Source organism: Lysobacter solisilvae (assembly GCF_016613535.2).
Classification (GTDB): Bacteria; Pseudomonadota; Gammaproteobacteria; order Xanthomonadales; family Xanthomonadaceae; genus Agrilutibacter; species Agrilutibacter solisilvae.
Genome location: NZ_CP071518.1, coordinates 2126922 through 2141544 on the forward strand (window position 1 = coordinate 2126922; position 14623 = coordinate 2141544).

18 protein-coding genes are annotated in these 14623 nt (G+C 70.0%); 13 read left to right on the plus strand and 5 right to left on the minus strand.

The window, feature by feature from the left end; all coding sequences use genetic code 11:
• Positions 1–16 precede the first annotated feature (16 nt).
• Both I8J32_RS09465 and I8J32_RS09470 read left to right on the plus strand, forming a co-directional pair.
• A complete protein-coding gene (locus I8J32_RS09465; protein ID WP_200611312.1) occupies positions 17–250 on the plus strand; it encodes a hypothetical protein in 234 nt (77 codons plus the stop codon).
• The gene (locus tag I8J32_RS09470; protein WP_200611314.1) at positions 247–495 is read left to right on the plus strand and encodes a hypothetical protein; all 249 of its coding nucleotides are present in this window, start codon (positions 247–249) and stop codon (positions 493–495) included. The genes I8J32_RS09465 and I8J32_RS09470 overlap by 4 nt, the downstream gene beginning before the upstream one ends.
• Positions 496–499: 4 nt before the next feature.
• Here I8J32_RS09470 and I8J32_RS09475 read toward each other — a convergent pair whose 3' ends face one another.
• A complete protein-coding gene (locus tag I8J32_RS09475; RefSeq protein WP_200611318.1) occupies positions 500–1063 on the minus strand; it encodes a Smr/MutS family protein in 564 nt (187 codons plus the stop codon).
• 157 nt (positions 1064–1220) lie between these two features.
• Here I8J32_RS09475 and surE point away from each other — a divergent pair, with 157 nt between their 5' ends.
• The 4 genes from surE to I8J32_RS09495 are packed head-to-tail and all read left to right on the plus strand — an operon-like array spanning position 1221 to position 4148.
• On the plus strand, positions 1221–2000 hold the full coding sequence (gene surE, locus I8J32_RS09480; RefSeq protein ID WP_200611320.1) for a 5'/3'-nucleotidase SurE: 780 nt from the start codon (positions 1221–1223) through the stop codon (positions 1998–2000).
• A complete protein-coding gene (locus I8J32_RS09485; RefSeq protein WP_200611322.1) occupies positions 1997–2674 on the plus strand; it encodes a protein-L-isoaspartate(D-aspartate) O-methyltransferase in 678 nt (225 codons plus the stop codon). Before surE ends, I8J32_RS09485 begins: the two co-directional genes overlap by 4 nt.
• The gene (locus I8J32_RS09490) at positions 2671–3288 is read left to right on the plus strand and encodes a YqaA family protein (RefSeq protein ID WP_200611324.1); all 618 of its coding nucleotides are present in this window, start codon (positions 2671–2673) and stop codon (positions 3286–3288) included. The genes I8J32_RS09485 and I8J32_RS09490 overlap by 4 nt, the downstream gene beginning before the upstream one ends.
• Positions 3285–4148 (plus strand): peptidoglycan DD-metalloendopeptidase family protein, encoded by an 864-nt coding sequence (locus tag I8J32_RS09495; protein ID WP_200611327.1) that lies wholly within the window; start codon positions 3285–3287, stop codon positions 4146–4148. The genes I8J32_RS09490 and I8J32_RS09495 overlap by 4 nt, the downstream gene beginning before the upstream one ends.
• A gap of 108 nt (positions 4149–4256) precedes the next feature.
• On the opposite strand, the gene I8J32_RS09500 is transcribed toward I8J32_RS09495, so the two are convergent.
• Together I8J32_RS09500 and yhbY are read right to left on the minus strand one after the other, a co-directional pair.
• Positions 4257–4634: an Mth938-like domain-containing protein gene (locus I8J32_RS09500; protein ID WP_200611328.1), complete on the minus strand. Its 378-nt coding sequence runs from the start codon at positions 4632–4634 to the stop codon at positions 4257–4259.
• 42 nt (positions 4635–4676) lie between these two features.
• Positions 4677–4982: a ribosome assembly RNA-binding protein YhbY gene (gene yhbY, locus I8J32_RS09505; RefSeq protein WP_200611341.1), complete on the minus strand. Its 306-nt coding sequence runs from the start codon at positions 4980–4982 to the stop codon at positions 4677–4679.
• Between the two features lie 70 nt (positions 4983–5052).
• Between yhbY and rlmE the strand changes: the two genes are divergently transcribed.
• The 3 genes from rlmE to folP all read left to right on the plus strand — a co-directional run bounded on the left by rlmE (position 5053) and on the right by folP (position 8647).
• Positions 5053–5685 (plus strand): 23S rRNA (uridine(2552)-2'-O)-methyltransferase RlmE, encoded by a 633-nt coding sequence (rlmE, locus tag I8J32_RS09510; protein ID WP_200611343.1) that lies wholly within the window; start codon positions 5053–5055, stop codon positions 5683–5685.
• Positions 5686–5740: 55 nt separating this feature from the next.
• On the plus strand, positions 5741–7660 hold the full coding sequence (gene ftsH / locus I8J32_RS09515) for an ATP-dependent zinc metalloprotease FtsH (RefSeq protein WP_200611356.1): 1920 nt from the start codon (positions 5741–5743) through the stop codon (positions 7658–7660).
• 90 nt (positions 7661–7750) lie between these two features.
• Positions 7751–8647, plus strand: a complete 897-nt coding sequence (gene folP / locus I8J32_RS09520; RefSeq protein ID WP_200611358.1) for a dihydropteroate synthase — start codon at positions 7751–7753, stop codon at positions 8645–8647.
• A gap of 512 nt (positions 8648–9159) precedes the next feature.
• On the opposite strand, the gene I8J32_RS09525 is transcribed toward folP, so the two are convergent.
• Both I8J32_RS09525 and I8J32_RS09530 read right to left on the minus strand, forming a co-directional pair.
• Entirely contained in the window at positions 9160–9534 is a 375-nt protein-coding gene (locus I8J32_RS09525; protein ID WP_200611361.1) for a GFA family protein, read from the minus strand.
• A gap of 52 nt (positions 9535–9586) precedes the next feature.
• Positions 9587–9820: a hypothetical protein gene (locus tag I8J32_RS09530; protein ID WP_200611363.1), complete on the minus strand. Its 234-nt coding sequence runs from the start codon at positions 9818–9820 to the stop codon at positions 9587–9589.
• Between the two features lie 256 nt (positions 9821–10076).
• Here I8J32_RS09530 and I8J32_RS09535 point away from each other — a divergent pair, with 256 nt between their 5' ends.
• The 4 genes from I8J32_RS09535 to hflX all read left to right on the plus strand — a co-directional run bounded on the left by I8J32_RS09535 (position 10077) and on the right by hflX (position 14550).
• The gene (locus I8J32_RS09535) at positions 10077–11498 is read left to right on the plus strand and encodes an amino acid permease (RefSeq protein WP_200611364.1); all 1422 of its coding nucleotides are present in this window, start codon (positions 10077–10079) and stop codon (positions 11496–11498) included.
• 149 nt (positions 11499–11647) lie between these two features.
• Entirely contained in the window at positions 11648–12625 is a 978-nt protein-coding gene (gene miaA / locus I8J32_RS09540) for a tRNA (adenosine(37)-N6)-dimethylallyltransferase MiaA (protein ID WP_200611365.1), read from the plus strand.
• Between the two features lie 125 nt (positions 12626–12750).
• Positions 12751–13029 carry an RNA chaperone Hfq gene (gene hfq, locus I8J32_RS09545; protein ID WP_200611372.1) on the plus strand — a complete coding sequence of 93 codons (279 nt, stop codon included), beginning with the start codon at positions 12751–12753 and terminating at the stop codon, positions 13027–13029.
• A gap of 192 nt (positions 13030–13221) precedes the next feature.
• A complete protein-coding gene (hflX, locus tag I8J32_RS09550; RefSeq protein ID WP_200611387.1) occupies positions 13222–14550 on the plus strand; it encodes a ribosome rescue GTPase HflX in 1329 nt (442 codons plus the stop codon).
• Positions 14551–14623: the final 73 nt, after the last annotated feature.

Below are 14623 nucleotides of genomic sequence, written 5' to 3' on the forward strand. Positions count from 1 at the left end.
AGATGGGGGAACGGTCATGAAGCAGCCAGTCCAGAAGGCATTGCTGTTGACGTTCGCGGTTGCCCTGACGGGGTGCGCGGGGATGGACGCCAGGTCCACCTACGTCGACCCTTCCGATGTCTCCTCGCCGGAATACCGCAACAACCTGTACGTCACCCGCGTCGAATCGATCGCCCGCCAGAAGGGCATCGATGTGGTGTGGGTCAACCCGCCCCGGATCGCGAAAAAGCAGAAAGTGGAGCCTCGATGAACACATTGATCCGTATCAGTGCCATCGCGTTGGCCGTGAGCCTGCTCGGTGCCTGCGCCACCACCAACCCGGACGCGATGACGTCGCCGCCGCCGTCGCAGGCGAAGAAGCAGCAGTATCGCTACGTCACCGACAGCGACTACATCCGGTACTACGAGAAGACGGCCATGCGCCGCAACTTCGTGCACGTGAACTGGGTCAACGTGCCGAAGAAGCGGGTTGCCGTCGAAGACGACACCGAGTGACCTGCTAGCGCCGCCGTGCCGGCGGCGCCAGCAGTATCAATACCGCTCCGGTGCCGCCCTGCGCGGGTGGCGCGGAGTGGAAGGCCAGGACGTCTGCGCGCTGCCGCAGCAGGCGATCGACCAGGTTCTTCAGCACCGGCGCATCGCGGCTCGTGAACGGGCCCGCGGTGCCGTGCAATCCCTTGCCATGGATCACGCGGACGCAGCCCAGTCCGTGGTCGCGCGCGTGCGCGATGAACGCGCGCAGCAGTTCCTGCGCCTCGCGCACGTCGGCGCCGTGCAGGTCGAGTTCGTCCTGGATCGCCATCTCCCCGCGGCGCAGCCGCTGGAACGTCCGCGCCGGCAGCCGGTCGTCGCGGTGGGAGAGCACGTCGCCCGCCTCCAGCAGGCTGCTCTCCAGCGCGTGGCGGAATTCCTCGCGCGCGGCGGCATCGTCGAGTTCGGCCATGCGGGCGCGCGGACGCGGCTTGGGGGCGCCGGGCGGCGGCGTGGACTCGCGCAGCGGCCGGACCGGGCCGATGGCATCGCGGAACAGGCGGGAATCGTCGTCGTCGGCGGCGGACGTCATGCCACCAGACTAGCGCGCGCGCCATGAATTTGTGGATTCGCAACGCAGGGCGCCCCGCCGCCGCGGCGTGGCCTCGTTCCGTGCGCGGCCACCCGGTCGATGATCGGCCATCGGCTATCATGGGCCTCCTGTCGCAGCGGTTCTCTTTGGCACATTCATGCGCGTTCTGGTCAGCAACGACGACGGCGTCGACGCCCCCGGCATCCGGGTCCTCGCCTCGGGCCTGAGGTCGGCCGGCCATGAAGTGACCGTGGTGGCCCCCGACCGCGACCGTTCCGGCGCCAGCAATTCGCTCACCCTGGACATGCCGGTGCGCGTGCTGCAGCACGACGCGGATACCTGGCGCGTCTTCGGAACCCCGACCGACTGCGTCCACGTGGCGATCACGGGCATGCTGCAGGTCGAGCCGGACATCGTGGTGTCGGGGATCAACAACACGGCCAACCTGGGCGACGACGTCATCTATTCCGGCACGGTCGCCGCCGCGATGGAGGGCCGGTTCCTGGGCCTGCCCGCCGTGGCGATGTCGCTGGTCACCGCCGACCACCAGGGCCACCACTACGAAACGGCCGCCCGCGCGGCGGTGGAGATCATCGCCCGCCTGCGCGCGGAACCCCTGCCGGCCGACACGATCCTGAACGTGAACGTGCCCGACCTGCCGTGGGATCGGGTGGCCGGCTTCGAAGTGACCCGGCTGGGCAACCGCCACCGCGCCGAGCCCTGCATCCCGCAGCAGGACCCGCGCGGCCGGCAGTGGTGGTGGATCGGCCCGGCGGGATCGGAAGCCGACGCCGGCCCCGGCACCGATTTCCATGCGGTGCGCCGTGGTTTCATCTCCATCACGCCGATCCAGATCGACCTGACCCGCTACCAGGCGCTGGAACAGGTCGCCAGCTGGGTCAGCGGCCTCGCCGCGTCGCTGGGGAAGGCGGCATGACGATGCGCATGCGGCTGCAACCCGAGGCGATCGGCCAGGGCATGACCTCCCAGCGCGTGCGGGACCGCCTGGTCGACCGCCTGCGCGAGAACGGCATCGCCGACGAACGCGTGCTCAACGCGATCCGCACCGTGCCGCGCCACCTGTTCGTCGACGAGGCGCTGGCCACCCGCGCGTACGAAGACACCGCGCTGCCCATCGGCCATGGCCAGACCATCTCCCAGCCGTGGGTGGTGGCCCGCATGACCGAGGCGGTACTCGAGGCGGCCCCGGCGAAAGTGCTGGAGATCGGCACCGGCTCCGGCTACCAGGCCGCCGTGCTGGCCGCGTTGGGGCTCGAGGTCCACACCGTCGAACGCATTGGCGAACTGCTGCGCACCGCGCGCAAGCGCCTGCGCTCGCTGGGCATGAACGTGCGCAGCAAGCACGATGACGGCCGCATCGGCTGGCCCGAGAACGGCCCTTTCGACGCCATCCTGGTCACCGCCGCCGCGCCGGCGCTGGTCGATGCGCTCACCCAGCAGCTGGCACCGGGCGGCATCCTGGTCGCGCCGGTCGGCGGGGCGACGTCGCAGTCGCTGCTCAAGCTGCGCAAGGACGCCAACGGACAGATCACCCAGGAGTCGCTGGCGCCGGTCGTGTTCGTGCCCCTGCTGTCGGGGATGATCGATTGAAGATATTCGGGCCGTTGTACGACCGGGCGCTGGCCTGGGCTCGCCATCCCCGCGCGCCCGCCTACCTGACGGCGTTGAGCTTCGTCGAGGCGATCATCTTTCCGGTGATGCCGGAGGTGATGCTCGCGCCGATGTGCGTGGCCAAGCCGAAGCGGGCCTTCTGGTTCGCCACGCTGAGCCTGGCCGGCTCGATGGCGGGAGCAATCGTCGGGTACGCGCTGGGCCACTACGCCTTCGAGGCGGTCAAGCCGCTGTTCGCGGCGGTGGGCATGCTGGACGGCATCGAGGCCGGCATCGCGACCGTGCAGGCGAAGATGGCCGAATCGCCGTGGGCCGTGTTCTTCTTCCTGGTGCTCGGCGGCTTCATGCCGATCCCGATGAAGATATTCACCTGGGCGTCGGGCATCGTGGGCGTGCCGATGCTCCAGTATTTCCTCAGCATGCTGATCGGGCGGGGCAAGCGGGTATACCTGCTGGCCGCGGCGATCCGCATCGGCGGGCCGCGCGCGGAAGCCGCGCTGCGGCGTTACATCGAACCGATCGGCTGGGTGGCGAGCGTGCTGCTGGTGGTCGCATTGGGCTGGCTGATCTGGCACGCACGACAGGGCGCATGACCAAGACTTCGCACTATTTCCTTCTGTTGCTGGCCGCGGTATCGCTGGCCGCCTGCACCAGCACCGTGGTGCGCAAGCCGGCACAGGCGGACCGCCCGCCCGCCGCGCGGCCCGGCACGCCGCCGCCGCCGGCCGGCAGCGTCGCCGTCGTGAAGCGTGGGGACACGCTGTACGGCATCGCCTTCCGCAATGGCCTGGACGTGCGCGAGGTGGCGGCCTGGAACGGCATCGGCCCGCCTTACACGATCTACCCCGGACAGCGCCTTCGCCTGTCCCCGCGCGCCGGCGCCCGGGCGACCCCGTCGACCACCGCTGGCGCGACCCCGCGGCGGGCGGTTTCGCCCGGCACGAGCGCAGGCACCGGGCCCCGGACGCCCGCGGCGACGGCCGGTTCACCGGCGTCTGCCACCCCGCGGCCCACGCGGCCGCCCGCCACCCAGGGCACGACGCCTCCGCTTCCCACGCCCCCGGCGCAGCCCGTCGCAAGCAACTTCGACTGGCGCTGGCCCGCGCAGGGCAGCCTGTTGAACCGCTTCGTCGCCGGCGAGCCGACCCGGCAGGGCATCGACATCGGTGGCGAGAGTGGCGCCCCGGTGCAGGCGGCGGCCGACGGCGTGGTGGTGTATTCCGGTTCCGGCCTGGTGGGCTATGGCGAGCTGATCATCGTCAAGCACAACGACGCCTGGCTTTCGGCGTACGGACACAACCGGGCCCGGCTGGTCAACGAGGGCGCGATCGTGAAGGCCGGCCAGCAGATCGCCGTGATGGGCCGCACCGGCGCTCCCCGCGAAATGCTGCACTTCGAGATCCGCCACAACGGCCGTCCCGTGGATCCGATGCTCTACCTGCCGCGGCGCTAGCCCGGCCTGCCCAGGCACAGCGAGCTGGGCCGATGGAAGTCGCGGCCCCGGCCAGGCCAAGGCCATCAGGGCCGTCCGCCGCGAACCCGATATCGCGGCAAGGCCGCCTCAGGCGGCAGGAGTCAACACGAACGCCGCCACGACACGGCGGCCCTCGCTCGCCAGCACGTTGAAGGTGCGGGCGGCGGCGGCATTGGTCATGGCTTCCAGTCCGACGCCACGTGCGTGCGCGGCGGCGATGACCGCGGCGGGGAATACCTGGCGCTCGCCCGTGCCCAGCAGGATCACTTCCGGCTCAAGCGCCAGCACCGGTGCCAGGTCGGCCGGCTGGAGGGCGTGGATGTCGCGGACGGGCCAGTCCTCGATTAGGCGATCGGTGGCCAGGATGAAGCTGGCCGTGAGGCGGCGGTCATTCACCACCGCCAGCGCGCCATCGGCGCCGCGCAGCAGGAATTCGTGGTCCGGGTGTTCGAGGTTCAGTTGCATGGCGGGGCGGTAGGCGGCCCGGGCAGGCGAATGGGGTGGGGCTCAGGCCCGGGGCAGCACGATGTGCCGCTTGTCCTTGCTCTGGCGGTACAGGACCGCGGTGTGGCCGATGCGCTGGACCAGGCAGGCGTCGGTGCGCTGCGCGATGTCCTCGATCATGGCGTCGCGCCCGTCGCGGTCGTCGGCCGCCACCTTGATCTTGATCAGCTCGTGGTGCTCCAGGGCCTGGTCGACTTCGGCAATCAGCGAGTCGGTGATGCCCTTGCCGCCCACCTGCAGCATCGCCTTCAGGTCGTGCGCCTGCCCGCGCAGGAATCGGGTCTGGGCGGCGGTCAGGGCTGTGGGCATACGGGATCGGCACGGAGCGGAACGGGCACGCAGGGTATCATGGCCGCCCCAGGTTCCAGGCCGTCCCTCCGTGGCCACCCGCAGCAAAAGCAGCCAGCGTTGGTTGCAGGAACACTTCTCCGATCCCTACGTGAAGAAGGCCCAGGCCCAGGGCCTGCGCTCGCGCGCGGCCTTCAAGCTGGAGGAGCTGGTCGAGCGCGACCGCCTGCTCAAGCCCGGCATGGTCGTGGTCGACCTCGGCGCCGCCCCCGGTGGCTGGTCGCAATGGGTGCGCCAGTCGATGGGTGACAGCGGCCGTGTGATCGCGCTGGACATCCTCGACATGCCCAGCCTGGCGGGCGTGGAATTCCTTCATGGGGATTTCAGGGAGGATGAGGTCCTATCGCAGCTGGAATCCACGCTGGATGGCAAATCCGTGGACCTTGTCCTGTCGGACATGGCCCCCAATATGAGTGGCGTGGACGCAGTGGACCTTCCCCGGGCCATGCACCTGGCGGAACTGGCGATGGACTTCGGTGATCGCCACCTCAGGGTCGGGGGCACGTTCCTGATCAAGCTGTTCCAGGGCGTCGGGTTCGACGACTACGTCCGGGAACTGAGACGGCGCTATTCCAAGGTCGTGATCCGCAAGCCGGCGGCCTCGCGCAAGCGGTCGCCGGAGGTTTATGCGCTCGCTCAGGGAAAGCTGGCGCAGATGAAGTAAGGTGCACCCCTGCGCGCCACGCGCGCGCGAACTGAATAGGCGAACGACCCGATCCATGAACGACCTCGCCAAAAATCTTCTTCTCTGGGTGATCGTCGCCGTCGTGTTGATGGTCGTTTTCCAGGCCTTCGGACCACGCACCGGCATCGGCGCGACGTCGGCCGAAGTCACGTATTCCCAGTTCATCAAGGATGTCCAGGGTGACCGCATCAAGGCGGTCGAATTCACCGAGGACACCAACCTCGCCGTGAACGCGCTGCAGTTCGAGCGCAAGGACGGCAGCAAGGCCACCGCCTATGGTCCTTCCGACCAGCAGCTGGTCAACGACCTGGTGAACCACAACGTCGACATCACCCGCAAGGCGCCCAGCTCCGGGCCGTCCTTCTGGTCGATCATCTTCAACCTGCTGCCGATCGCGCTGATCGTGGGTTTCTGGATCTTCGTGATGCGCCAGATGCAGCAGGGCGGCAGCAAGGGCGCCATGAGCTTCGGCAAGTCGCGCGCCAAGATGCAGGGCGAGGACCAGGTCAAGGTCACCTTCGCCGACGTCGCCGGCTGCGACGAGGCCAAGGAAGAAGTGCAGGAGCTGGTCGAGTTCCTGCGTGATCCGGGCAAGTTCCAGAAGCTGGGCGGCAAGATCCCGCGCGGCGTGCTGATGGTGGGTCCGCCGGGCACCGGCAAGACCCTGCTCGCGCGCGCCATCGCCGGCGAGGCCAAGGTCCCGTTCTTCAGCATTTCCGGTTCCGACTTCGTCGAGATGTTCGTCGGCGTCGGCGCCTCGCGCGTGCGCGACATGTTCGAGCAGGCCAAGAAGCACGCCCCCTGCATCATCTTCATCGACGAGATCGACGCCGTCGGCCGCCATCGCGGCGCCGGCCTGGGCGGCGGTCACGACGAACGCGAGCAGACGCTCAACCAGCTGCTGGTCGAGATGGACGGCTTCGAGGGCGGCGAGGGCGTGATCGTCATCGCGGCGACCAACCGTCCGGACGTCCTGGATCCGGCGCTGCTGCGCCCGGGCCGTTTCGACCGCCAGGTGACCGTGGGCCTGCCCGACGTCAAGGGTCGCGAGCAGATCCTGCGCGTGCACATGCGCCGCCTGCCGCTGGCCGAGGACGTCGTGCCGATGACCATCGCGCGCGGTACGCCGGGCTTCAGCGGCGCCGACCTGGCCAACCTGTGCAACGAGGCGGCCCTGTTCGCCGCGCGCGAGAATGCGAAGGAAGTCCGCATGGACCACTTCGACCGCGCCCGCGACAAGATCCTGATGGGCACCGAGCGCCGCTCGATGGCCATGAGCGAGTCCGAGAAGAAGCTCACCGCCTACCACGAGGCCGGCCACGCCATCGTCGGTCGCATGGTGCCCGAGCATGATCCGGTCTACAAAGTGACCATCATCCCGCGCGGCCGCGCGCTGGGCGTCACGATGTACCTGCCCGAAGGCGACAAGTACAGCTACAACAAGGTGGCGATCGAGTCGCAGCTGTGCTCGCTGTATGGCGGCCGCGTCGCCGAGGAACTGGTCTTCGGCGCCGACAAGGTCACCACCGGCGCGTCCAACGACATCGAGCGTGCGACCAAGATGGCGCGCAACATGGCCACCAAGTGGGGCCTGTCCGAACTGGGCCCGATCACCTTCGGCGAGGAGGAGGACGAAGTGTTCCTCGGCCGTTCGGTGACGCAGCACAAGAACGTCTCCAACGAGACCGCGCGCAAGATCGACGAGGTCGTCCGCGACATCCTCGACCGGGCCTACGCCCGCAGCACGGAGATCCTGCGCGAGAACCTGGACAAGCTGCACAACATGGCCGAGGCGCTGCTGCTGTACGAAACCATCGACGCCAAGCAGATCGACGCCATCATGGAAGGCCGCGAGCCGCCGCCGCCGGAAGGCTGGACCAAGAACGGCGGCAGCAAGTCCAACGTCTCCCCGCCGATCCCGCCCATCGGTGGCGCCGCCGCCCCGACGACCTGACGGGCGCGTTGCCAGTCCCGACCGAAAAGGCCAGAGTCCGCTCTGGCCTTTTTCTTTGCGCGGCCCGCCCGCGCCACGGGGACTGCATCCATGTTCGACACCACGCCTTCACTGGATTGCCGCGGACGGGTCGTCGTGTTCGACCGTGCGCGCGTCATGGGCATCGTCAACGTCACCCCGGACTCGTTCTCCGACGGCGGCGCGCACGCAACCACTGAGGAGGCCGTGGCCCACGGGCTGCGCCTGGTCGGCGAGGGCGCCGACATGCTGGACGTGGGGGGCGAGTCCACCCGCCCCGGCGCGCAGCCGGTCGACGTGGAGGAGGAGTTGCGGCGGGTCATCCCGGTCATCCGCAGGCTCGCCGCCGAAACCGGGGTGCCCGTCAGCGTGGACACGTCCAAGCCCGAGGTCATGCGCGCCGCGGTCGACGCCGGCGCCGGCCTGATCAACGACGTCCACGCGCTGCGCCGCGAGGGCGCGCTCGGCACCGCCGCTGCACTGGGCGTGCCCGTGGTGCTGATGCACATGCACGGGGAGCCCGGCTCGATGCAGGACGCGCCGCAGTACGACGACGTCGTCGCCGAGGTCCATCGCTTCCTGGTCGAACGGATCTTCGCCGCGGAAATGGCCGGCATCGACAAGCGTCGGATCGTCGTCGACCCCGGGTTCGGGTTCGGCAAGACACTGGCGCACAACCTGGCCCTGCTGGCGCAGCTGCAGCGTTTCACCGAGCTGGGCGTGCCGGTGCTGGCCGGGCTGTCGCGCAAGAAATCCATCGGCGACATCACCGGCCGGGAGGCCCCGCAGGATCGGGTCCACGGGTCGGTGGCCGCGCACCTGGTGGCGGCCCAGCGCGGCGCGCGCATCCTGCGGGTACACGACGTGGCGGCGACCGTCGACGCGGTGAAGGTGTGGCAGGCCGTCGCCGCGCAACCGATGCCGCGCGCGGGCGGCACGCCTTCGATCCGCTGGCCTGATGACGACTGAGTCGTTCAGCGCGGTGGCGAGTTTTTCGCCAATCCTATTGACACCCTTGTCCCGCCTGCGTCGCAGGTACTTGTCCATAACTTGTCCGCGCGGGTTGCCCACAGCCCCTGTGCACAACCGCGCGGGCGGGAAAAAATTGGCCCGGAGCGGTGTGGTGAAAGTTTAGCCAATCCTATTGACAGGCCCGTTGCCAAAGGCGCGCAGGAAGTTGTCCACAGGTTGTCAGCCGCCTTTGTGCACAGCCGATGTGCACAAACGGATCAGCCCGGAGGCTTGACTTTTTTCGGGGGCGCGGGCCGCGGGGTGTGTGGTGAAAAATTGACCACCCCTCTTGACACGCCCGTCCCGCAAGGCGCGCAGCCACTTGTCCACAATCGGCCCCGGGGGCTTGTCCACAGGCTCTGTGGGCAACTTCAAGTTTCGCCCGCGACGGCGGCACCGTGGGGAGGGCGGGCGCCGGGATGCGGTCGTCGCACGGCGTTTCCGAAGGCGCGCCAATGCGGCCGCGCGGATCAGTCCTCCGCCAGTTCCGCCGGCGTCCACAACTGCGTCCAGCGCGCCAGCTTTTCCTCCGGCCCGAGCTGCTGCGGCGAAACAGTCGCCGGTGCGCCGAACCGCGCGCGATCGTCGAAGGCGTTGCGGTTGGCCGCGCCGAGCCAGCGTCCGTCCTGGCTGCGGGCGATGACCGCGACCAGGACGCCACAACGTGTGCACAGCAGGAACTGCGCCTGCCCCGAACCCTGGCGGTAGCGCAGCAGCGCGCCGTCGCGGGACCGGATGCGCAGCGCGCCCTGCGCATCGGACACCCAGGCGGCGGCGTGCCGGGTGCAGAAGTCGCAGTCGCATTCGCGTGGCGCGGTGTCCGCGAGTGCCCGCCCTGTCGTCATGGTCCAGCGCACGCCGCCGCAGTGACAGCCGCCGGCATGGATGGCCGGGGAATCAGTCGCCGCCACCACCGTCGCCCCCGCCGTCGCCCCCGCCGTCGCAGCCATCGCCGCTTGCGTCGCTGCACCCTGCATCGCTGCCGGAGGAATTCCAGCCGCCGTCGCCGTCGACCTGGACGCCGCCCTGGTCGGCAGTCGCGGCATCGCCCCGCCGGTCGCGGCCGACGCGGGCGAGGAGCCAGCCTGCGGCCAGCACCACCAGGACACCGATTCCAAGGACTTCCAGCATCGCGTTTCCCCGCGGGTTCGGGACTCGCACAAGTCGGTGCCGGCGGAACGCCAGCCCTGTCGCTGCGCTGCGGGTCATCCTAACGGTAAGCTTCGGGCCGGGGGGAGCCACGGCGGAACGCAGGGTTGCCGGCTGACGTCCGCGACCCGCCGACGTGGCGGCAGCCTTTCCACGGCATCCGGACGTCCCACCGCGCATCGGCGCGGCGGGTGGCCCACTATGTGCCCCCATTGGCCTCTTCGACTTCGAGGGTTTTATGCAGACATGGCTCCGGCGCAAGGATATCGACCAGGTCACCGTGCACGAGGAGGGGCGGCGCCTCGTGCCCACCCTGAGTTGGCCGCACCTGATCGCGCTGGGCATCGGCGCCATCGTCGGGACCGGCATCTACACCCTGATCGGCGTCGGCGCGAACCTGGCCGGGCCCGCGGTGCTGCTGTCGTTCGTGGTGGCCGGCGTGGTCTGTGCCTGCGCCGCGCTGGCGTACGCCGAGTTGTCGACGATGATGCCGGCGGCGGGCAGCGCCTACACCTACAGCTACATCGTGCTGGGCGAAACCATCGCGTGGGTGGTGGGGTGGAGCCTGATCCTGGAGTACTCGCTGGTGGTCAGCGCCGTGGCGGTGGGCTGGTCGGGTTCGGTCGTCGAGTTCCTCAACGGGTGGGGTATCCACGTGCCGCAGGCGCTGGCGGCCGGGCCGCACGCGGGTGGCATCGTCAACCTGCCGGCTGTCCTGATCACCTTCGCGGTGGCCGGGATGCTGATCGTGGGCACGAAGGAAAGCGCCACGCTCAACGCGGTGCTGGTGGTGATCAAGGTGGTGGCGCTGGGCGTCTTCGTGGCCATCGCGATGCCGCACTTCAACCCGGACAACCTGCATCCGTTCATGCCCTTCGGTTTCGCCAAGTCGATGGGCGCCGACGGCGTCGAGCGCGGCGTGATGTCGGCGGCGGCGATCATCTTCTTCGCCTTCTACGGTTTCGACGCGATCTCCACCGCGGCGGAGGAGACGAAGAATCCCGGCCGCGACCTGTCCATCGGCATCATCGGCTCGATGGTCGGCTGCACGCTGATCTACATGATCGTGGCCCTGGCCGCCGTCGGCGCGATGCACTACACCGTGTTCGCCGACAGCCCGGCGCCGCTGGCGCTGATCATGCGCGAGCTGGGGCAGGGCACCGCGGCCGGGATCGTCGCCGGCGCGGCGGTCGTCGCGCTGCCGACCGTGCTGCTGGCGTTCTTCTACGGACAGAGCCGCATCTTCTTCGTGATGTCGCGCGACGGCCTGCTGCCGCGCGGCTTGTCCAAGGTCAATCCGCGCACCGGCACGCCCGTGGCCATCACCGCGTTCACCGCGGTGCTGGTGGCGGCGCTGGCGGGCGTGGCGCGGCTGGACGAGATCGCCGCGCTGGCCAACGCCGGCACCCTGGCGGCCTTCGTCGCGGTGGCGGTGTGCCTGCTGGTGCTGCGCAAGCGCGATCCGTCGCGCAAGCGCGTGTTCCGCGCGCCGGTGGCCTGGGTGGTGGGGCCGATCGCCATCCTGGGTTGCCTGTATCTTTTCTGGAGCCTGCCGCAGCGCACCCAGATCTGGTTCCTGGTGTGGAACCTCATCGGCGTCGCGGTCTACCTGCTCTACGGGCGCCGGGGCAGCCTGCTGGCGCGCGGGCAGGAAGCCTGAGCCTGCGGAAGGCCGGGGCGGCCTGCGGCGAGGCTCCGGGCCGCGCGGCACACGACCGCCCGGCCCGGCGCGGCTGACGTACCCGGTTCGCGCCGCTGTCCGCCCGGACGGTTGGCGCGCCGGGTTCCCGGATTTCCACCGAGCCACCGATGACTGCCCAGGCCCGCCCGCTCGCCATCGCCCTCATGGGTCCGACCGCGTCGGGCAAGACGGCGCTCGCGCTGGCCTGGGCGCAACGGCTGGGGGGCGAGATCGTCAGCGTGGATTCCGCGCTCGTCTATCGCGGCCTGGACATCGGCGCCGCCAAGCCCTCGGCCGCCGAACAGGCCGCGGTCCCGCACCACCTGATCGACGTGCGCGAGCCGTGGCAACCGTATTCCGCGGCCGAATTCGCCACCGACGCCCGTCGCGCCATCCAGGACATCGTCGCGCGCGGACGCGTGCCGATCCTGGCCGGCGGCACCGGCCTGTACTTCCACGCCCTGCTCAAGGGCCTGTCCGACATGCCGCCGGCCGATGCCGCCGTACGCGCGGGCATCGAAGCCGATGCCGCCCGCCTGGGCTGGGCCGGGCTGCACGCGGAGCTGGCCCGGATCGATCCGGCCGCCGCCGCGCGCATCCACGCCACCGACGCGCAGCGCATCCAGCGCGCGCTCGAGGTCCATCGGGTGTCCGGCCGCACCATCAGCCAGTGGCGCCGCGATGCCGCGGGGCGGCCGCGCCTGCCGCTGCACGTGCTCAAGCTGGTCCTGTGTCCGCACGACCGCGCGACGCTGCACGAACGCATCGCGCGCCGCTTCGACGCGATGCTCCAGGCCGGCTTCCTGGACGAGGTGCGCCGGCTGCGCGCCCTGCCGGAGCTGCGCGACCATCCGCGCCCGCTCGACCTGCCGGCGCTGCGCGCGGTCGGCTACCGGCAGGCCTGGGAGCACCTGGACGGCGACTGCGACGCCGCGCAGTTCCGCGAGCGGGGCATTTTCGCCACGCGCCAGCTGGCCAAGCGCCAGATCACCTGGCTGCGCGGCGAGCTGGACGCGCGCTGGTTCGATCCCCAGACCGACATGGCGCCGCTCGAGCAGGCGCTCGCCCGCTTCCTTCCGCCGCCGGGCCCGCCCGCCGCAGGGTGACGCGTGTCCCGCTCGCGGCCGGCACGCTTGCGTTACCATCGGGCCATCGTCCGTACCGGGGACAGTACCGACGATGCGGACCAGCCTATGGCCGCCACCTATAACTAGAACGATTGGGGAACACGATGTCGAAGGGGCAATCCTTGCAGGATCCATTCCTGAACGCTTTGCGGCGCGAGCGCGTGCCGGTTTCGGTCTACCTCGTCAATGGCATCAAGCTGCAGGGCACGATCGAGTCGTTCGACCAGTTCGTCGTATTGCTGCGCAACACGGTGAGCCAGATGGTCTACAAGCACGCCATTTCCACCGTCGTGCCGGCGCGCAACGTCCGCGTGGGCCCCGGCGGCGGCCATGTCCAGTCCGGTGACGAAAGCGGCGAAGACGGCGCTGACGAGAACGAGTAAGCGGGCGGGGAGGGCGGCCTTGCCGCCTTCCATGCCGATGCGGCCCGCGGAAGCTGTCGCGGGCGCATGAACCTGGGGTTCGCGGCCCGTCCGGCGCGCCGCGCGGACGCGCTTTCGGCGCGCCAGCCCTTGCATCGGACGCGGCTGCCTCCACATCTGCGGTCTCACTGACTCTCCCACGCCGCCTCCCGGATGTTCGAACGTTCCCGCAAGGGTGAACACGCATTGCTGATCCAGCCCCACGCCGGCGGTCCGCCGGACGAGGGGCTGATGGAAGAGTTCGCCGACCTGGCGCGCTCGGCGGGCGCCTCCGTGGCCGCCCTGCTCACCGCCCGTATCGACAAACCCAATCCGGCCACCCTGATCGGCAGCGGCAAGCTGGAAGAGGTGAAGGCCGCCGCCGACGCCAGTGGCGCCGACCTGATCCTGGTCAACTTCGCGCTCTCGCCGGGCCAGGAACGCAACCTGGAGAAGCTCCTGGAGCGCCGCGTGGTCGACCGCACCGGCCTGATCCTGGACATCTTTTCCCAGCGCGCGCAGAGCGCCGAGGGCAAGCTGCAGGTCGAGCTGGCCCAGCTCAAGCACATGGCCACGCGGCTGGTCCGCGGCTGGACCCACCTGGAGCGCCAGCGCGGTGGCGCCATCGGCCTGCGCGGTCCCGGCGAGACGCAGCTGGAAACCGACCGACGCCTGCTGCAGAAGCGGCTGGAGCAGTTGCAGAAGCGCCTGGACAAGGTGGAAGTGCAACGCACGCAGATGCGGCGCGCGCGCATGCGCAGCGAACTGCCGCGCATCGCGCTGGTGGGCTACACCAACGCCGGCAAGTCGACGCTGTTCAATGCGCTGACCGGCGCGTCCGCCTACGCGGCCGACCAGCTGTTCGCCACGCTCGATCCCACCGTGCGTCGCATCGCCTTGCCGGGCGGCGGCGCCGTGCTCGCCGACACGGTCGGCTTCGTGCGCGACCTGCCGCACGAACTGGTCGCCGCCTTCCGTTCGACGCTGTCCGAGGCGCGCGATGCCGACCTGCTGATCCACGTCGTCGACGCCGCCGATCCGATCCGCGAGGAACGCATCGCGCAGGTGGATCAGGTGCTGGCCGAAATCGGCGCCGGCGACCTGCCGCAGCTGCTGGTGTTCAACAAGATCGACCGCCTCGACCCGGGCGAGGGCGGGGCGCATGAACCCCGTCACGACCGGCCCGCCGAGGGGCGCCCCCGGGTCTGGGTCTCGGCGCAGCTCGGCCTGGGGCTGGACCTGCTGCGCACGGCCCTGGCCGAAGTGCTGGACCTGCGCCATGTCGCCGGCGAGCTGCGGCTGCCTTCGCAGGCCGCGCGCCTGCATGCGCGCCTGCACGAACTGGGTGCCGTGCGCGCGGAAGACCACGATGAGCAAGGTTGGCGCCTGGAAGTCGACCTGGCCATCGCCGACGCCCTGAAGCTGTTCACGCAATCCCACGGCGAAGCACTGCGGCCGCTGCTGGAAGCCGCCGGCGCGCTGGGCGAGGATGAGGCGTTCTGAGCGCCACCGCCGCCCACAGCCCACGCTCCGCCGGCCGCTTGTTTGAGGCGGACCGAGCCCTCACCTAGAATCG